Origin of the sequence: Azorhizophilus paspali, assembly GCF_043587585.2 — a bacterium.
Lineage (GTDB): Bacteria > Pseudomonadota > Gammaproteobacteria > Pseudomonadales > Pseudomonadaceae > Azotobacter > Azotobacter paspali.
In genome coordinates, this window is sequence record NZ_CP171449.1 from 2,273,525 (window position 1) to 2,290,760 (window position 17,236).

Genomic DNA, 17,236 nt, shown 5'->3' on the forward strand with positions numbered 1-17,236 from the left:
TGACCGTTTTTCCCGGCGCCCGTCAGCCTGGCCGACGCGCCGGGAGATCCTCGCCGCGCCGCCTGGGCGCCCGTTGCCGGCTTTCCGCCAGCGTTCCGGATCGCACAGGGCGTGCTCATGCACGACAGGGGCGCTTCAAAGGATCTGCGTCGGCACCTGGACGACCGCCGGCTTCAGTTCCTGGCGTGCCTGGCGCACCACGGCGACGCCCGCGCTGAGCGCCAGGCCGCCCATCAGTAATGCCACCAGCAAGTCCGGCCAGCCCGAGCCGGTACTGAACACGCCGGCGGCGGCGAACATCACCGCCAGGTTGCCGATGGCGTCGTTGCGGCTGCACAGCCAGACCGAACGCATGTTGGCGTCGCCGTCGCGGAAGGCATAGAGCATCAGCGCTACGCCGGCGTTGGCGAGCAGCGCCAGGACGGCGACCACGCCCATAGTCAGCGGCTCGGGCGGAATGCCGACGAAGGCCTCCCAGCCGGCCTTGGCCACTACGAAAATACCGAATGCCGCCATGCTGAGCCCCTTGACCAGCGCCGCCCGCGCCCGCCAAGTCAAGCCCATGGCCAGCACGGCCAAGGAAATACCGTAGTTGGCCGCATCGCCGGCGAAGTCTACGGCATCCGCCAGCAGCGACACCGAGCCGGCCTTGATTCCGGCGCCGATCTCCAGGGCGAACATCGCCAGGTTGATGAACAGGGCCAGCCACAAGGCCCGGCGAAAACGCGGGTCGGCCGTGGGCGTGGACGAACAGGACGTGCAGCAACCGGACATGGATTTCTTCTCCGAATGAATGTTCTGGAGATTGCACACCCTGTAGCGGCTTCAGGGTCAAGGGGCTGCCATCCCGGCCGGCGACGACGGCATCCCGCGCGAACGGTGCGTTACCGTCGCGAAACGGGTGCCGGCAACCCTCGCCCTTTTCAAGGTCTTGCCGGGAAAACGGGATCGCCGGAAGCGAACCCGTTCGCAATGCTTCTGCCTGGCGCCGCCCCGATGGTGGCTAAATCCGCGAACGCCGGAACCGAAGCGTTATCCATTGGTCATGAAGAGGCGTCAAACTCTGCAGACATTTTCTCGGTGCGACCAATTCAATTCAGGAGGAATACATGGCGATCATTCATCTGGTGGGCGGCGAAAAGGGTGGCGTGGGCAAATCGGTGGTGGCCCGATTGCTGGCCCAGTACATGATCGACCGCGACCTGCCGTTCATCGGCTTCGATACCGACCGTTCCCACGGTGCCCTGCTGCGCTACTACGGCGACTACGCCTCCCCCACCGTCATCGACAGCTACCAGAGCCTGGACGCCATTCTCGAAACCGCCAGCGAGCAGCCGGAACGGCGCATTCTCGTCGATCTCGCCGCGCAAACCCACCAGCCGCTCAGCCAGTGGATGGAGGAGTCGGGCGTGCTAGAACTGGCCGCCGAGCTGGGCATCGCCATCCGCTACTGGAACGTCATGGACTCGGGCCAGGACTCGGTGAATCTGCTCGAGCGGCTGCTCGACCAGTTCGGCGCCCGCCTCGACTACGTGCTGGTGCGCAACCAGGTGCGCGACGGCGAATTCGTGGCCCTGGACAACTCCGAGGCGCAGCAGCGCGCACAGGACCTGAACGCCACCGTCGTCGGCCTGAAGCGCCTGCATCCGCCGCTGATGAACAAGATCGACCGCAACGGCTACAGCTTCTGGGCAGCGCGGAACCGCGCCGATGCCGGCTCCGACACCTTGAACCTGCTGGAGCGGCAGCGGCTGAAGGTCTGGCTGGAACACGCCTACCGGGAGATCGACGCGGCACAGGTCTGAGCCCTCAGAACAGACGACTCTGCCGCTCGATAGCAGCAACGGGCCAGCTCCTGCCGAAGCGCAACAGCTCCGCCAGGCTGGCCCCCTTGACGCGCCAGTCGTGGAACAGGCTTTCACCCAGTAACACGTGATGCCGGGACAGCGCTTGGCGCTGTTCGAGCAGCAAGACATCGATCCGCTCGCACCAGGTCTGCGCGGCCTTCAGCTTGTGCTGCACGTCTGGGCGATTCACATCCTTCCGCGCCTTGGTTTCCACCAGATAAAGGGCGTCGCTGGTGCGCAGCAGAAAGTCCGGACAGTAGAACGCCGGCAAGCCGTCCTGCCGTACATAGCGCAAATGCGCGAAGGTATGGCGGTTCTCGCTGATCCTGCAGAGGGCCAGAATACTGGCGTCCACGCAGGCCCACTGGATGAAGCAGCGCTCCAAGCCGCCGTTGCGCGCCGGCCAGCCCAATCATTCGTAGATGCATTTGTTCACCGCTTGCGAATGCTGCCCCCGCATCGTCAGCTTCGCCACTCCCGACAGGTAACGGTGCTTCACGTCCGGTTCGCCCTGCGGCTGGAGCTGTTCGCTCTCCACCAGGGCCAGGGCGAAGACCCGGACGATGTATTCCAGCACCGGCTGCAACAGCAGCAGGCGTCAGTTCTCGTCGGCCAGTGGCTCGAACGGCCGGCCGAACAGGCGCTCCTTGATATAGCGATCGATCCAACCGGCGAGTTCGGCGGTGTTCGCCTGCAGATAGGGCTTGGCCACATGGGCGGCGATCCTATTGCCCCTGGGCAGTGGCTGGCCGATGCGCCGGGTCAGGCGCCCGAGCAGATCGTTGTAGCCGGATAGAGGAACGGCCGGGCGTTCCGGTCGATCAGCCGCTTGCGCATGATGGTGATCCAGCGGCGGCCGAGCCGTTCCGTGACAGCGGCGGTGGTGCCCGAATCGCCAAAGAAATTGGCGACCAAGCCGTTCTCGGGACAAGCCGAGTTGATCACCCGTTCGAGGAGGTCCTCGGGTTTCTGCGTGTCGTAGCCGGTCTCCTGGTTTTTCCGCTTGATGTAGTGATGGGCGTAAAGCTGCTTGACGTCCGTCCACACCGTGGAAAGCGGAACGCCCTTGCTCTCGTCCGGATACTGGCGTTCGAAGCAACCTTTCTCCCGTTCCCTGGTCCGATACCCCCTGCCATGCCCGTCGACCTCGATGAAGCGGTTTTCGATGTATTTTTCCGAATAAGGCAGGTACTCCTTGCGGTGGAAATGCTCCCCGTAGTTTTTCACATACCACAGCAGGTATTCGTGCGCCTTCACCATCTTGTTCCCGGCGGCCCTGCCACCGCTCGGGGCTCCGTAGGACCACACGATTTCGGTGTTGAAATTGGCTTTGCCGAAAATCTCGTCGGCCACGGCTTTCACGTAGTGGCTCACCTGCATGCCGATGTGGATGCAGATCGAGCCGCTCTTGCTCAGCAGTTCGCGCATCAGGATCAGCCTGGGGACGAGCATTTCCAGGTAGGAGGCGGTGCCGTCGCTCCAGGTGTCGCATTAGGCGAACTGTTCCAGCACCGTCGGCCGCTGTTCCAGTTCCACGCCGGGCAAGTTGACCCTGATGCGGTAGTCGGCCCTGGAGTCGAATGGCGGATCGATATAGATCAGATCGATTCCGCCGCGCCGAGCGGGCATGCCGCTCGGCGAGTCGCCGGCCAGCAGCGCGGCCATGGCCAGCAGGTTGTCGCCGTAGATCAGGCGGTTGCGCCAGGGCGTCCGGTCCGGCGCGGCGGCATTGCCGAACGACAGGCGCACCTCGCCGAACAGACCGCCTTGCACCGAGGCCAGGGCGTCCTGGCGCAGATCGGCACGAATCCAATCGGCTTCCCTGGCATCCTTCGACGGCAGCCCCCATTCGCGGGTCTGCAGGCCGACGCGGTGGCGGCTTTCGAGGCTTTCCAGGATTCTTTCGGCGACCTGTCGCCCGCGGGCGACGATTTCGGGGAGTTGTTCGAGCAGGGATCTGGACATGGCAGTTCGGTTCAATCGACTTGAACCAACAATTCAGCACAACCAAAAACCACTGTTCAACCGAGAATTGAACTGAAGCTTCAAATTCAGGCGTATGAACGAAAAAGCCCTGTTCGCTGAACGCCTGAAAACCGCCATGCTCGCCGCGGGTTACGAGCCCCGCCCCTCCGTGCTGGAGCGCGAGTTCAATCTGCGCTATCTGGGCCGTCCCCTCACCTTCCAGGCTGTGCGCCGCTGGCTACGCGGCGACTCGCTGCCAGAACAGGACAAGCTGCAGGTATTGGCCGACTGGCTAGGCGTCGAGCCGCAGGTGCTGCGTTTCGGCGAACAGGCGGTGCAGAAAATCCAGGAAAACCGCGGCCGCTGGGAAATCGCCCTCAAGGGCGAGGAACGCGAGGTGCTGCAGGCCTATCTGAGCCTGCCCGTCGAACAGCGCAAGGTTGTGCGCGAAGTCATCCTGACCTTCGCCAAGGCCTGCAGCAAGCCGCCCGGCGAGGAAACCCCCGGCTGAAAAGTCGGCGAGGCGGGTCGCCGTCGAGCATGGGTCGATCCGCTCCCAGCGAACGCTGTCCGGCCGCCGCCGACAGCCGAAAGCCTCCCGCCGCGCCAGCTCGCCAATGCGGCGCTGCAGCGGCCCAATCCACCGTCCATGAACGGAACTTCCCGCCCGGCACGCAACTGCAAGAAGCCATCGTCGAGGCGCACCGCGAGCCGGCCCCGCAGGCACGCCATGCGAAACTGGCCGCCATCCAGCGGCACACCAGCGACGAAGCGCTAGCGCTGGGTTTCTACACCTCCACCGCCCCCGGCATAGCTACACGCGGGAATTGGTAGCTGCTCTGCCGCATTTCGACAACTCGCGCGGCGCGGGGCGGCATTTCTGAAGCGGGTCCCGATGGGCACCGACTGTTGTCGCTCCCGGCAGACGCCGCGGTCCTTCCTAGGGCGCCGGCCGCTGCCCGGAAAGGAGCGCGGAGCGGCTCAGCCCCGACGCCGCTGCCCACGCGACGACGGACTCGCGGAACATCCCCGCTTTCGACGCAACCAGGCGAGCGACGAAATCTCCGGAAACGGCGACGCCCCGGCAACATTTCGAGCATGCACCGCCCGACACGCTCCGGCGGATGGACTTTTCATGCGATCGCCCGGCCCCTCTCCTGTGCCCGACAGAAAGAGATCGACATCGCCCCCGAGAAACGCTGTCAACGCCCAGGCTTGTGAGCGAGGGTGTAGACCGTCTGCCCGCGCAACTTGAAGTCGTCGCAGAGGTAGGTGAAGTTTTCCGAGTGCCCGGTGAACAGCAGACCGTCTTCCTTCAGATAAGGAACGAAGCGCTTGAGGATGCGCGCCTGACTCGTCTTGTCGAAATAGATCATGATGTTCCGGCAGAAGATCGCATCGAAGGGGCCGCCGAGGTCCCAGTGCGGCGCGTGCAGGTTGATCTGCCGGAAGTCGATCATGTTCACCAGTTCCGGGCGTACCCTGGCAAATCCTTCCGACCCGCCGCTGCCCCGGAGGAAAAAGCGCTTGATGCGCTGCTCGTCCAGGTCCACGACTTGCTTGAGCGGATAGACGCCGGTACGCGCCTTGGCCAGCGCGTCGGTGTCGATGTCGCTGGCGACGATCCGCGCCTGGCTAGCCTGCTGAGGCCCGAGCGCCTCGATCAGGGTCATGGCGATCGAATACGGCTCCTCGCCGGTGGAAGCCGCGGCGCACCAGACCCTCACCGGTTCGCGGCGGCCGGCTACATGCTTGGCGAGCAGCGGGAAATGGTGCGGCTCGCGGAAGAAAGCCGTGAGGTTGGTGGTCAACGCATTGGTGAAGGCCTCCCACTCCCGCGCCGCGGGCTGCCGGGCCAGACGCTCCAGGTACTCCGAGAAATGACTGATGCCGTGCAGGCGCAAGCGCTTGGCCAGGCGACCATAGACCATTTCGCGCTTGTTGGCGGCCAGGACGATCCCGGCACGCTGATAGATCAACTGGCAGATGCGTTCGAAGTCTGCATCGGTCAGCACCAGATCGCGCCCCAAAGGATCGTTCGGGGATAGTGATGCGGGGATGTTCAAGATGTCTTCCTCTTCCGGCCCATAGCCAACCGTCGCTTGTAGGGCCGCTCTTCGCCCTCGTCGGACCCGGCCGGCAAACGCGGATCGAACGCCGCTGCCGAGCCAGTCACACGGAACATGGAAATCGCACGCTGCACCTGCACCGCCTGGGTCTCCAGATGGGCGACCTGCTGTACCACCGACTCCACCAGGCGGGCATTGCGCCGGCTCATCTCGTCCATCCGCGTTACGGCCTGGCCAGCCTGGGCGATGCCGCCGTTCTGCTCGGCGGAGGCCGTGGCGATCAACCTGATGATGCCGTTGACCCAGGCGACTGCCGTCACGATTTCTGCGCTAGTCCGTTCGGCCTGTCGTACCAGGCGCTCGCCCTGCACGATCTGCTGCGAGGAGTCGTCGATCAGGGTACGGATCTGCCGGGCAGCCTCCGCCGAACGGCTGGCCAGGTTGCGTACCTCGCCGGCCACCAACGCGAAGCCACGGCCCTGCTCGCCGGCACGCGCCGCCTCCACCGAGGCGTTCAGCGCCAGGATGTTGGTCTGGAAGGCGATCGAGTCGATCACATCGATGATCTCGATCATCCTGTGCGAGGTGGCGGTGATGATGCCCATGGTATCCACCACCTGCCCCATCACCTGGCCGCTTTCGCGCACCGCTCCGGCCGCGTCCTCGACCAGTCGGCTGGCCTGGCGGGCGTTGGCGGCGTTCCGCTCCACGGTGACGGTGAGCTGCTCCATGCCGGCCGCGGTTTCCTGCAGGGAAGCCGCCTGTTGCTCGGTGCGCAAATGCAGGTCCAGGTTGTCCCTGGCGATCGTCTGCGCGGACTGGATGAGGGTATCGACGCTGCCGCTCACATCCGCCGAGATGCTGACCAGGCTCTTGCGCATGGTCTCCAGCATCTGCGTCATCTGGCCCATTTCGCCATTGCCGTAGTCGGCTATGCGCATCATGAGGTTGCCGGCCGCCAGCTGGGCGATGAAGCCGATGGCGGCCTGCAGCGGACGGTCCAACGTGCGGACGGTCATCCACGCCAGCAGGACTAGCCACAGCATCCCCGCGGCGACCAGCCCCAACTGGAACCGCAACAGTGTCTCCACCAGGGCTATGTGCGGCGCGGCCTGCTCGAACGTCTGCAACTGGGCTCTTTGTCCATGCAACTGGAACTGATCGTCTCGACCGGCGAAATGCTGCTGGCCAGCGGCATGCTCGGCTATTTCGGTCTGCAGAGCGGGGACATGCTTTCCGCGCAGCAGGCCGAGGTGTCTGCCGCGCCCCTCGCGGATGCTCCGGTAGGCCTGCTCGGCGACCTCCACTTCCTTGCGCGAGGCCCTGGTGCGCACCGAGGTATAACCGACCAGCCGCTCGCCTTCGTAATAGGGAGTGACATTCGCCCGAACCCAGTAGTAATCGCCGTTCTTGCGGCGATTCTTAACGATGCCGTTCCAACTCAGCCCCTTGCCGATCGTTTCCCACAGGTTGGCGAAGGCGATGGCCGGCATGTCCGGATGCCGGACCAGGTTGTGCAAAGCCCCCATCAGTTCTTCATGGCGAAACCTGCTGACCTTGACGAATGCCGGATTGGCATAGGTGATTCGTCCCTGCAGGTCCGTCCGCGAAATCAGAAAATCGTCTTTCTGCAGTTCGTACTCGCGTCCACTGACGCCGCCGTTGTTTCGCATGAATTCTTTCCGGTGTCGTGAAGCTTTCAATTATCCGTTTTGGCGAACCGTCCATGAACCTGGGAGACACCGAGTCCCTGCCGACGATCGATGCGCCCGGCAGGGCATCGCTCGCCAGCGAGTAGGCGCCTACGGGACAGACGCGGCCCGTGGAAACGAGTTTGCCCGCGATGCCTCTGTCCTCCGCCGCCCGTCGCGGACGAATCCGCTCCCGCAGGTCGCATCAGAAGGTCTGCCAGCCGTCGTCGGCCTCGGAAGAGGTACGCTCCTGTCGCACGGTAGCCGACAGCTCCTTCTGAGCCACTTCACGCTTGGCATGCTTGAATTGACGCTGCGCCCAGGAGCCGTCCTTTTTCCGCGACGCGGAGAAACCCGGCTCCGTGTCGATGCGAAAGCCATCCACGACTTCGCGCAGGCGGTGGGCCTCGCTGACCAACTGGTCCGCCGCCTGATTGGTCTCCTTGACCAGATTGGCGTTCTGCTGGGTCACGGCATCCATTTCCAGCACCGCCTTGTCGACCAGGGAGATGCCGTTGCTCTGCTCGCGGGACGCGGCGGAAATTTCGTCCATGATGTCAGCCATTTTCTGCACCGACTCGACGATCTCCTGCATGGCGCCGCCGGCCTGTTCGACCAGCTTGCTGCCGGCATCCACCTGGTCGACCGAGGCGCTGATCAGGTCACGGATATCCTTCGAGGCCTCGGCGCTGCGGCTGGCCGGATTGCGCACCTCGCCGACACGCGCCGCCTCCACCGAAGCGTTCAGCGCGAGGATATTGGTCTGGAAGGTGATCGAATCGATCAGCTTGATAGTTTCCGCCACCTTGTGCGAGCTGTCGCTGATCCGGCCCATGGTGCTGACCACCTCGGAGACCAGGGTGCCGCCGCGCCTGGCCACCTCGGCGGCATTGTCGGCCAGGGCATTGGCCTGGTAGGGGTTGTCGGCGTTCTGGGCGACCGTGGAGGTCAGTTGCTCCATGCTGGAGGCGGTATTTTCCAGCGAGGCGGACTGCTGCACCGTGCGGGTCGAGAGGCTGCGGCTGCCTTCGGCGATCGCCTGGGCCCCCTCGTGGATCAGGCGACTGCTGTGACGCACGGTACTCAAGGTCTGCGCCAGGCGCTGCTGGATGTCGGCCAGGGCCGTGAACAGCTTGCCGATCTCGTTGGTGCTGTACACCTCGATACGGCTGGCCAGATCGCCGGCGGCGATCCGCTCGCAGTGCTCCACCACTCGCTGCAGCGGACGCAGCACATTGGCCGTGACGCCCCAGAGCACGATGGCGACGGTCAGCACGGAGACGAACAGGGCCGCATAGATGGCCCACTCGATCGCCGTCTCGATCCAAGCGCCCTCGCCCTGAGTCATCCGCTCGCCGCCGGCCAGCGCCTGCCCCAGTTTCTCCAGGTCGGCCAGGAAGGCCGCGCCGTATATCCCGGCTGCCTTGCCATGTTCGGCGGCAACTGCCGGGTTGCGCCGGACCAGTTCCTGCAACTGCGGGCGCAGGCCATTGTCGAGCAGGCTGGCGAAACGCTCCTGCAAAGCCTTCAGTCGTGCCTCGTGGCCGGCGGCATGCGGCGGGGCGACGAAGGCCGCTAAAGCCGCCTGCAGCCTGTTCAGGCGCTCGTCCAACAGGGCCTTGTCCACCTGATGGGCCGGCGGAGCCTGGGTGTCGCCGGGCTGCGCCTGCTCGCGCTGCAGCGCCTTCCCTAGGCGGCTCTGCTCGTCGCCCAGCGCTTGCTGCAGCTCCTGCAGCCGGAAGGCGATACCCTGCAAGCCGACGATCCGGCGCAGATCCTCCTGTTGCTGCCGACCAAGGTCGAGCAACTGCTCCTGGCTGCGCTCGGCATAGTGAACCGAGTAAAGGCCCAGCGCGCCCAGGGCCACCACCACCGTACTGAAAAATGCCAGTATCAGTATCCAACTGAGACGTACCGTCATGTTGTTCAGTAATTTCAACTCATCCTTCCTTTGCGGCCTGCCCACATTGAGAGTGTCTCGTCCAGACGATCAGCTCCAGACCGTTTCGGCCTTCGCCTCGTCCTATTGGTGATGTTCGCCGGCGGAGCGTTTCCGCCTCCGCGGATCGCCTTGGGAGGCCTTGATGACGAAGCGCACCATATGCCGGTTAAGCTGAACACTCTGGCGGGCCAGACGCTGCGCCGCCTGGGCGCTGTCCTGAACCATGCGGGCGTTGCGCTGGGTCATGTGATCCATCTGCGCTACGGCCAGGTTGACCTGCTCGATTCCGCTGCTCTGCTCGGCGGAGGCCGAGGAAATCTCGCCGATCAGCCTGTTGAGCTGGCCGATATCGGCGACCATGGCCTGGATGAGTTCGCCGGTCCGGCGCACCTGCTGGTTGCCCGCCTGCACCTGGCCACCGGCGCCGTCAATCAGGCCCTTGATCTCGCGGGCCGCCTCGGCGCTGCGGCTGGCCAGATTGCGCACCTCGCCGGCCACCACCGCGAAGCCACGGCCTTGCTCGCCGGCGCGCGCCGCCTCCACCGAGGCGTTCAGCGCCAGGATGTTGGTCTGGAAAGCGATCGAATCGATAGTATCGACGATGCTCGACATCCGCTCGGCGCTGACCTGGATGGCGGCCATGATGTCGACCACCGACTGCATGGCCTCGCCGCCCTTGTGCGCGCTCGCCGCGCAGTTCTCCGCCAGGGCGCTAGCCCGGCCGGCGTTCTCAGCGTTCTGCCGCACGGTGGCGGTCAGTTGCTCCATGGTCGAAGCGGTTTCGGCCAAGGCCGCCGCCTGCTGCTCGGTACGTGCGGCCAGTTCGGCGTTGCCGGCGCCGATCGCTTCGGCCTCGGCCTCGACTTGGCGGGCGCTGCCGCCTATGTTGCCGATGATGTCGGCGAGAGCTTCGCGCATGCGGTTGGTGTGAGCCAGCACGCTGTCGCTGTCGCCGGGACGCAACACAGGGGCATGAGTCAGATCGCCGTCGGCGATGTGGCCCACGACCTCCACCGCATAGCGCGGATCGCCGCCGAGATTGCGCATGAGATCGCGGATGACCCAGCCCATCGCCAGCGACACCACGGCACCGGCCAGCAGCAGGCCGACCAGCGATTGGATCAGGCGCTTGACGAACATCTTGTCAATATCGGCGATGTAGATGCCGCTTCCGACATACCAGCCCCAGGGCTCGAAAAGGCGGATGAACGAGCTTTTGCTCTCCAGCTCGCCGGTACCACCGTGGCGCCAGAGGTAGTCGAAATAGGCGCGCCCCCGCCCCTGGTCCACCGCGTTGGCGAGATCGATGAATAGGTTGCGCCCGCTGGCATCCTTGAACTCCGACAACTCGGCGCCCGTCTCGATGACCGGATTGGCGATGTTGCGCATGTTGGCATCGAACACGAAGAAATAGCCGCGCCCGTCGTCGTAACGCATGCTTTTGACCAGTTGGGCCGCACGCGTCTGCCCTTCCTCGCGGCTCATGGCCCCGCGCTCGACCTGTGCGACGACATCCCCCAGCGCCGAAAGCGCGATTTCGACCTGGCTCTCGACCTTGGCCCGGCGCTCCTCGAATATCGTGCCGCGCATGATCCAAGCCGCCATGATCTCCAGCACCAGCATCGCCAGCCAGGCGGCTACCAGGGTCCCCCAGAGCTTCTGACTCGTAGTCGGACTGCCCATTCATCTCTCCTTTACTGAGTTCTTATGGTTATCGAGTTTCGAGATGCTATTGCCAGCCCTCCCCGCCAAGGGAGCCTTCTCCAGTCTTATCGGCAAATGGTGGACAAACTTAAAATGAGGCCTTCGCAACCGGTCCTGGCAAGGACTTGCACGCTTCCCTGGTCGAGAAGCCGGGAAGTGGGGTCGATAGCGCGTTTGGAACGAATTCATTGGCGATAGTCAGGACTTCGCCAATGAGCGCGGATGAGCCCGCGCGCCCCTTGCCGGCAAACAGCCGAAGCCCTCGCAAGGCGGGCCCCACGAGCGGCGCCGACGCGCCACCGCGAGCCCGTGCGTCCGCGTCAGGCCACGGTCTTCTCCACCAGGGCCATTTCTTCGCTGGTCAGCAGCTTGTCGATGTCGACCAACACCAGCATGCGCTCGCCGATGCTCGCCAGGCCGCTGAGATAATCGGAGGACAGCGACAGGCTGAATTCGGGCGCCGGCTTGATCTGCTCGGGGGACAGGCTGATCACGTCGGACACGCCGTCGACCACCACGCCGACGACACGCCCCTCGACGTTGACCACGATGACCACCGTCTGCCCGCCGTACTCGACGCGCTCGAAGTGAAACTTGACCCGCAAGTCGACAATCGGCACGATCACGCCGCGCAGGTTGGTCACCCCCTTGATGAAGTTCGGGGTGTTGGCGATCCGCGTGACGTTCTCGTAGCTGCGGATTTCCTGGGCCTTGAGGATGTCGATGGCATATTCCTCGCTGCCCAGCGAGAACACTAGGAATTCGCGGGTATGGGTATCGGCCACGGTGGCCACCAGATTGGCTTGCTTGGGGGAAGTCATGACGGCATTGGCTCCTGTTCGGTCACGGCCGCACGCTCTTGGCGGGCGGCGCTCTGTCTGCGGTTGAGGCGTTGCAAATCGGTGATGTCGAGAATCAGCGAGACGCTGCCATCGCCGAGGATGGTCGCGGCGGAGACGCCCGGTACCTTGCGGTAATTGGTTTCTAGGTTCTTCACCACCACCTGCTGCTGGCCGACCAGTTCGTCCACCAGCAGGGCGCAGCGGGTGCCCTCGCCCTGTACGATCACGGCGATGCATTCGCTGGGCCGGGTGCGTGCGCCGGGAATTCCGAAGACCTGGTACAGCGGCAGCAGCGGTAGGTACTCGTCGCGCACCTTGAGCAAGTGGTCGGTGCCGGCCATTGCATAGATGTCCTCGCTGCACGGTTGCAACGACTCGATCACGGCGTTCAGCGGCAAGATGAAGATCTCCTCGCCGGCACGGATCGACATGCCGTCGAGAATCGCCAGGGTCAGCGGCAGGACAATGCGGGTAGTGGTGCCCTGGCCCTGGCGCGAGAGGATCTGCACGTGCCCGCCGAGCGACTGGATGTTGCGCTTGACCACGTCCATGCCGACGCCCCGTCCGGATACGTCGCTGACCACCTCGGCGGTGGAAAAGCCGGGGGCGAAGATCAGTTGCCAGACCTCGTCGTCGCTCATGCCGTCGGAAACCGCCAGACCGTTGCTGCGTGCCTTGGCCAGCAGCTTGTCGCGGTTGAGGCCGGCGCCGTCGTCGATGACGTCGATCAGGATGTTGCCGCCCTGATGCCGCGCCGACAGGGTTAGGCGCCCGCTGCGCGGTTTGCCTGCGGCTTCGCGTACGTCCGGCGGCTCGATGCCGTGGTCGAGGCTGTTGCGCACCAGGTGGTTCAAGGGGTCGACGATGCGCTCCACCAGGCTCTTGTCCAGTTCGGTAGACTTGCCCACGGTGACCAGCTCGACCTCCTTGCCCAGCTTGGCCGCCAGGTCGTGGACTTGGCGCGGAAAACGGCTGAACACGAAATCCATCGGCACCATGCGGATGGACATCACCGCCTCCTGCAGGTCGCGGGCGTTGCGCTGCAGGAGGGCGATACCGTTGACCAGTTCGCTGTGCATGGCGCCGTCCAGCCGGCCGAGCATCTGGTCGAGCATCGACTGGGTGATCACCAGTTCGCCCACCAGGTTGATGATCTGGTCGACCTTGGCCACCGGCACACGTAGGGAGGTGGACTCGCTGTTGTTGCCGGCAGGCGCCTTGGCGGCAGGCGTCGGCTGCGTCGGGGAAACGGCCTGAGTCGGCGCAGGTGCGGCCGGCGCCTTGTTTTCCCCGGCGGGAGGGGACGGCGCCACGGCCTCGCTCTCGGGGACACCGACCGCTGCCTTCGGCGGCGCCTCGGGAGCGGCGGCGAGCGCCTGGATCTCCAGTTGTTCGGGCTCGACCACGAAGCACAGCACCGCCTCGATATCGTCGGCGCTCTCGCCGGTGGCCAGCTCCACTTCGTAGCGCCGGACATCGCCATTCTGGCCGAGGATACTGCCGAAATGCTTGAGCTCCTCGATCAGCAGCTCGCGGTCCTTCTCGGCGACGCCGAGCAGCGTCACGCGCAGCCCCCCCGTACCCTCGCCCGCCGGGGCTCGCGCCGCTTCCGGCTCGGGCTCGGCTGGCGGTGCCGGCGCGGCGGTCGGGGCCGGCACCGCCACTTCCGGCCCCGGCTCGCCGAGCTCCTCCAAAGCCATCTGCTGCAGGGTCTGACAGATGCGCGCAAATGCCTCGGGGTCGGGCTCGCTGCTATTTCGATAGGCGGCCAGCTGATCTTGCAGCATGTCCTTGGTTTCCAGGAAGGTGTCGACGATATCGCGGCGCAGCTTCAGCTCGCCACGGCGCAGGTGATCGAGAATGTTCTCGAAGATGTGGGTAGTCCGTTGTAGGACGTCGAAGCCGAAGGTGCCGGCGCCGCCCTTGATGGAGTGGGCGGCGCGGAAGATGGCGTTGAGCTGCTCGGGATCGGGAGCATCGATATCCAACTCGAGCAGATGACGTTCCATATCCTCCAGCAGTTCTGCGGCCTCCTCGAAGAAGGTGTCGTAGAAATCGGTGATATCCATGCAAGCACCTTGGCTATATGGTAGTTGGTCAAGGTTTGGCGGCCTCCGGGCCGGTACCGACCCGAGCTGCGCCATCCGTCGCCGGCCGGTCGCCGGTGCCCGGCAGGGGCCCGTATTCGCGCTGTTCGAGAATCGAATCGGCAAAGCGGCTGTCCAGGACGATCACCGCGATGCGCCGGTTGGCCGCATCGTTCGGCGCGGAGCCTTTGAAGGGAATGCGGTCGGACATCCCCGAGGTGCGCAGCAGTTTTTCCAGGGCCAGCCCCCCGGCGATCAGCTCGCGACGCGAGGCATTGGCGCGATCGGCCGACAGCTCCCAGTTGCTGTAGCCCGTCTCGCCGCCGGCATAGGGCAGGCTGTCGGTATGCCCGCTGATCTGGATGCGGTTCGGCAGTTCGTTGAGCATCGGCGCCAGGGTACGCAGCAGGGTGCGCATGTAGGGAGCCACCTTGGCGCTGCCGATCTCGAACATCGGCCGTTGCTCGGTATCCACGAGCTGGATGCGCAGGCCTTCGGGGGTGAGGTCGATCAGGATCTGGTCCTTGAGTTCCTTGAGGATCGGATTGATCGACAAGGCCTCCCTGATGCGCCGCTCCAGTTGCTTGAGGCGTGCGCGCTCCTGCTCGTCGACGAGGCGCGACGCCAGTTGCGGATCGATGCGAAAGCGCTCGCCCTCGGCGAAGGCCGGGTCGGAACCGCCGCCGGGGATGACGTTCTCGTTGGCCCCCTCACGGTCCCCGCCCATCAGCGCCACCACGAGCGGCGTGCGGAAATATTCGGCGACCGCGGCCTTTTGCGCCTCGCCAGAGTTGGCGAGCATCCAGAGCACCAGGAACAGCGCCATCAGCGCCGTCATGAAATCGGCGAAGGCGATCTTCCAGGCGCCGCCGTGGTGGCCTCCTCCGCCGCGCTTCTTGCGGCGGATGATGATGACGGGACGCTCGCTGCTCATGCGTTGCCGGCTCCGGCGCCCTTGCTGTTGTGCACATGCTCCTCGAGTTCGCCGGCCGAGGGCCGCTCGGTGCTATGCAGGGCTTTGCGACCGAACTCCACGGCCAGTTGCGGAGCATAGCCGTTGAGGCTGGCGAGCAGGGTGACGCGCATGCACTGGAGCATCTTCACCGCCTCGCCGACTTGACGGTCGACGCGGCTGGCAACCGGCGCGACAACCCCGTAGGCGAGCAGGATGCCGAGGAAGGTGCCGACCAATGCGTGGGCGATCATCAGCCCCATTTCGTCGGGGCCGGCGTCGGCGATGCTCAGTGCCTTCACCACGCCCATCACCGCGGCGACGATGCCGAAGGCCGGCAGGGCGTCGCTGACCTTGGTCAGCGCGTCCACCGGCAGGTGAGCCTCGTGCTCGAATTCCTCGATCTCGTGAACCATCAGCTCGTCGAGTTCGTGGGCAGCCATATTGCCGCTGATCATCAAGCGCAGATAGTCGGTGAGGAAAGTGAGGATCATCGGGTCCTGGACGACTTTGGGGTATTCGCCGAACAGCGCGCTTTCGGCCGGATTTTCGATCTCTTTCTCGATAGCCAGCATGCCTTCGCGCCGAGCCTTGCTCAGCAAGTTGTAGAGCAGCGACATCAGCTCCAGGTAAAGCGCCTTGTCGTAGCTGTTGGTGCGCCGCAGGCGGGAGAAGGCCCCCAGGGTCGCCTTGATGATCTTGCCGTTGTTGGCGGCTATGAAGGCGCCGACCGCGGCGCCGCCGATGGTCAGCAGTTCGAGAGGCTGGTACAGCGCCCCCAGGCTGCCACCGGACAGCGCATAGCCGCCGAAGACCGAGAGCATGACAACGATGATACCCAGAGCGATCAGCACAGGCGCGTCCTTCCAGAATAAAGCGGTATCCGGGATATCGGCAGGAAAGAACTCGGCTTGAGGGCGATCAAAAAAATTTGCCGGCCCCGGCGATCCGGGACCGGCAAAAGCGGGAAGCTTCGAGTGGCGGGAAGGAGACTGCCGCGCTCAGCCCTCGGCGCAGGCTCCCGGCAGCATGGGACCGGCGGCGGCCGCCAGCAACTCGATCTCCCGCCGCTTGCGCGTCTTACCGGCGCGCGACGGCGGCTGGCAGATGCCGCAGACGAAGTCCCGGGCCGGCGCATGGGCATGGACCACGAACTTTCCGCTACAACAGGTGCAGCGGACCATCTCGAGCATGCCGCTCTCGAAGAAACGCACCAGCGTCCAGGCCCGGGTCAGGCCGAGGACGAATTCGGCGTCATCCAGGCTCACCTGCTCCAGATAGAGTCGGAAAGCCTTGACGAAGGCCTCCATTCGCTCGCAGCCGCATTGCTCCTTCAAATTGCGATAGATCCCGTAGAACAGCGAGGAATGGATGTTCGGCAGCCAGGTCACGAACCAATCGGTGGAAAAGGGCAGCATGCCCTTCGGCGGCGACACGCCCCGCAATTCCTTGTACAGACGGATCAGCCGGCCTCGGCTGAGATCGGTCTCGGTTTCCAACACCTGCAGGCGGGCGCCCAGCTCGATCAGTTCGATGGCCAGTTGCACCTGCATCATTTCGTTCAGCAGACTCTTTTCCGTCATGGCTCGACAGTCCTCGCTCGCCCCGCCGCACGATCGGCGGAAACCATCAGCAAGGAGGCGTGCAACCGCGTCAACCCCGGCTCGCGTGAATTGTTCAAGACCTTCGTCAACTGCCCGGCATCCTCGAAGCCCGGCCTGCAAATCAATTGATTGATGCGCGCCAACTGCGCCAGTTGCTTACTCGATAACCCCGCTAGCAGGTCGGCCATCTCGTCGCTCAGCTTCAAACGGAAAATGGCGGTAGCGCGATCCTTGCGTAGTAACCGCTGCACTAGCAGCAGATAGGTGAGATTCAAATCCTGAATCTCTTCGATGAGGGTATCGACAACCATTGGTACTCCTGTAACTCCAACGACAAGCACCCCGGACCCGGAACGCCTATGAAGATTTCCTAAAAAAACGTCATGTTAGAAATGGTTGGCACGTAAATCGTGAACAACATCAAAAAATTGAGCTTTTTGAGCATTATTTTTTGAACTTTATCATGGAATCGCTGTATCCGCTCTGGCGGACTCACGGAAAATCGTAGAAGCAGCAGGGACGAGAGGCTTCCG

The 17,236-nt window shown here is 64.3% G+C and carries 18 protein-coding genes; 3 read left to right on the forward strand and 15 right to left on the reverse strand.

Going from position 1 to position 17,236, the window contains the following annotated elements; genetic code table 11:
* Positions 1 to 135 precede the first annotated feature (135 nt).
* A complete protein-coding gene (locus ACGI6K_RS10845) occupies positions 136 to 774 on the reverse strand; it encodes a cation transporter (RefSeq protein WP_376943663.1) in 639 nt (212 codons plus the stop codon).
* Positions 775 to 1,109: 335 nt separating this feature from the next.
* Here ACGI6K_RS10845 and ACGI6K_RS10850 point away from each other — a divergent pair, with 335 nt between their 5' ends.
* On the forward strand, positions 1,110 to 1,805 hold the full coding sequence (locus tag ACGI6K_RS10850; protein ID WP_376943661.1) for a mobilization protein: 696 nt from the start codon (positions 1,110 to 1,112) through the stop codon (positions 1,803 to 1,805).
* A gap of 4 nt (positions 1,806 to 1,809) precedes the next feature.
* Here the strand turns inward: ACGI6K_RS10850 and ACGI6K_RS10855 are convergent, their stop codons facing one another.
* The 4 genes from ACGI6K_RS10855 to ACGI6K_RS10870 form a co-directional block, all read right to left on the reverse strand.
* Positions 1,810 to 2,259: a hypothetical protein gene (locus ACGI6K_RS10855; RefSeq protein WP_376943659.1), complete on the reverse strand. Its 450-nt coding sequence runs from the start codon at positions 2,257 to 2,259 to the stop codon at positions 1,810 to 1,812.
* Positions 2,260 to 2,433: a hypothetical protein gene (locus tag ACGI6K_RS10860; RefSeq protein WP_376943657.1), complete on the reverse strand. Its 174-nt coding sequence runs from the start codon at positions 2,431 to 2,433 to the stop codon at positions 2,260 to 2,262.
* 176 nt (positions 2,434 to 2,609) lie between these two features.
* Positions 2,610 to 3,305 carry a DNA methyltransferase gene (locus ACGI6K_RS10865; protein ID WP_376943745.1) on the reverse strand — a complete coding sequence of 232 codons (696 nt, stop codon included), beginning with the start codon at positions 3,303 to 3,305 and terminating at the stop codon, positions 2,610 to 2,612.
* Positions 3,306 to 3,338: 33 nt separating this feature from the next.
* A complete protein-coding gene (locus ACGI6K_RS10870) occupies positions 3,339 to 3,812 on the reverse strand; it encodes a hypothetical protein (protein WP_376943655.1) in 474 nt (157 codons plus the stop codon).
* Positions 3,813 to 3,906: 94 nt separating this feature from the next.
* Between ACGI6K_RS10870 and ACGI6K_RS10875 the strand changes: the two genes are divergently transcribed.
* Together ACGI6K_RS10875 and ACGI6K_RS10880 are read left to right on the forward strand one after the other, a co-directional pair.
* The gene (locus tag ACGI6K_RS10875) at positions 3,907 to 4,323 is read left to right on the forward strand and encodes a transcriptional regulator (protein ID WP_376943653.1); all 417 of its coding nucleotides are present in this window, start codon (positions 3,907 to 3,909) and stop codon (positions 4,321 to 4,323) included.
* Positions 4,324 to 4,352: 29 nt separating this feature from the next.
* On the forward strand, positions 4,353 to 4,646 hold the full coding sequence (locus ACGI6K_RS10880; RefSeq protein ID WP_376943651.1) for a hypothetical protein: 294 nt from the start codon (positions 4,353 to 4,355) through the stop codon (positions 4,644 to 4,646).
* A gap of 368 nt (positions 4,647 to 5,014) precedes the next feature.
* Here ACGI6K_RS10880 and ACGI6K_RS10885 read toward each other — a convergent pair whose 3' ends face one another.
* From ACGI6K_RS10885 to flhD, 10 genes are all read right to left on the reverse strand, one after another.
* On the reverse strand, positions 5,015 to 5,878 hold the full coding sequence (locus ACGI6K_RS10885; RefSeq protein WP_376943649.1) for a CheR family methyltransferase: 864 nt from the start codon (positions 5,876 to 5,878) through the stop codon (positions 5,015 to 5,017).
* The gene (locus tag ACGI6K_RS10890; RefSeq protein ID WP_376943647.1) at positions 5,875 to 7,554 is read right to left on the reverse strand and encodes a methyl-accepting chemotaxis protein; all 1,680 of its coding nucleotides are present in this window, start codon (positions 7,552 to 7,554) and stop codon (positions 5,875 to 5,877) included. The genes ACGI6K_RS10885 and ACGI6K_RS10890 overlap by 4 nt, the downstream gene beginning before the upstream one ends.
* A 223-nt stretch (positions 7,555 to 7,777) precedes the next feature.
* A complete protein-coding gene (locus ACGI6K_RS10895; protein ID WP_376943645.1) occupies positions 7,778 to 9,511 on the reverse strand; it encodes a methyl-accepting chemotaxis protein in 1,734 nt (577 codons plus the stop codon).
* Between the two features lie 84 nt (positions 9,512 to 9,595).
* Positions 9,596 to 11,197, reverse strand: a complete 1,602-nt coding sequence (locus ACGI6K_RS10900; protein ID WP_376943643.1) for a methyl-accepting chemotaxis protein — start codon at positions 11,195 to 11,197, stop codon at positions 9,596 to 9,598.
* Between the two features lie 341 nt (positions 11,198 to 11,538).
* Complete coding sequence (locus ACGI6K_RS10905) at positions 11,539 to 12,039, reverse strand: chemotaxis protein CheW (protein WP_376943641.1); 501 nt, start codon at positions 12,037 to 12,039, stop codon at positions 11,539 to 11,541.
* Positions 12,036 to 14,129, reverse strand: a complete 2,094-nt coding sequence (gene cheA, locus ACGI6K_RS10910; protein WP_376943639.1) for a chemotaxis protein CheA — start codon at positions 14,127 to 14,129, stop codon at positions 12,036 to 12,038. Before cheA ends, ACGI6K_RS10905 begins: the two co-directional genes overlap by 4 nt.
* Before the next feature lie 28 nt (positions 14,130 to 14,157).
* Positions 14,158 to 15,081, reverse strand: coding sequence for a flagellar motor protein MotB (motB, locus tag ACGI6K_RS10915; RefSeq protein WP_376943637.1), 924 nt, complete (start codon positions 15,079 to 15,081; stop codon positions 14,158 to 14,160).
* The gene (gene motA, locus ACGI6K_RS10920) at positions 15,078 to 15,953 is read right to left on the reverse strand and encodes a flagellar motor stator protein MotA (protein WP_376943635.1); all 876 of its coding nucleotides are present in this window, start codon (positions 15,951 to 15,953) and stop codon (positions 15,078 to 15,080) included. The genes motB and motA overlap by 4 nt, the downstream gene beginning before the upstream one ends.
* Positions 15,954 to 16,100: 147 nt before the next feature.
* Complete coding sequence (gene flhC, locus ACGI6K_RS10925) at positions 16,101 to 16,682, reverse strand: flagellar transcriptional regulator FlhC (protein WP_376943633.1); 582 nt, start codon at positions 16,680 to 16,682, stop codon at positions 16,101 to 16,103.
* Positions 16,679 to 17,014, reverse strand: a complete 336-nt coding sequence (gene flhD / locus ACGI6K_RS10930) for a flagellar transcriptional regulator FlhD (RefSeq protein WP_376943631.1) — start codon at positions 17,012 to 17,014, stop codon at positions 16,679 to 16,681. Before flhD ends, flhC begins: the two co-directional genes overlap by 4 nt.
* Positions 17,015 to 17,236 lie beyond the last annotated feature (222 nt).

Coding starts and splice junctions, on each gene's coding strand:
- ACGI6K_RS10845 (WP_376943663.1), bottom strand. CDS start 774: ATGTCCGGTTGCTGCACGTCCTGTTCGTCCACGCCCACGGCCGACCCG.
- ACGI6K_RS10850 (WP_376943661.1), top strand. CDS start 1,110: ATGGCGATCATTCATCTGGTGGGCGGCGAAAAGGGTGGCGTGGGCAAA.
- ACGI6K_RS10870 (WP_376943655.1), bottom strand. CDS start 3,812: ATGTCCAGATCCCTGCTCGAACAACTCCCCGAAATCGTCGCCCGCGGG.
- ACGI6K_RS10875 (WP_376943653.1), top strand. CDS start 3,907: ATGAACGAAAAAGCCCTGTTCGCTGAACGCCTGAAAACCGCCATGCTC.
- ACGI6K_RS10880 (WP_376943651.1), top strand. CDS start 4,353: ATGGGTCGATCCGCTCCCAGCGAACGCTGTCCGGCCGCCGCCGACAGC.
- ACGI6K_RS10890 (WP_376943647.1), bottom strand. CDS start 7,554: ATGCGAAACAACGGCGGCGTCAGTGGACGCGAGTACGAACTGCAGAAA.
- ACGI6K_RS10900 (WP_376943643.1), bottom strand. CDS start 11,197: ATGGGCAGTCCGACTACGAGTCAGAAGCTCTGGGGGACCCTGGTAGCC.
- ACGI6K_RS10905 (WP_376943641.1), bottom strand. CDS start 12,039: ATGACTTCCCCCAAGCAAGCCAATCTGGTGGCCACCGTGGCCGATACC.
- cheA (WP_376943639.1), bottom strand. CDS start 14,129: ATGGATATCACCGATTTCTACGACACCTTCTTCGAGGAGGCCGCAGAA.
- motB (WP_376943637.1), bottom strand. CDS start 15,081: ATGAGCAGCGAGCGTCCCGTCATCATCATCCGCCGCAAGAAGCGCGGC.
- flhC (WP_376943633.1), bottom strand. CDS start 16,682: ATGACGGAAAAGAGTCTGCTGAACGAAATGATGCAGGTGCAACTGGCC.
- flhD (WP_376943631.1), bottom strand. CDS start 17,014: ATGGTTGTCGATACCCTCATCGAAGAGATTCAGGATTTGAATCTCACC.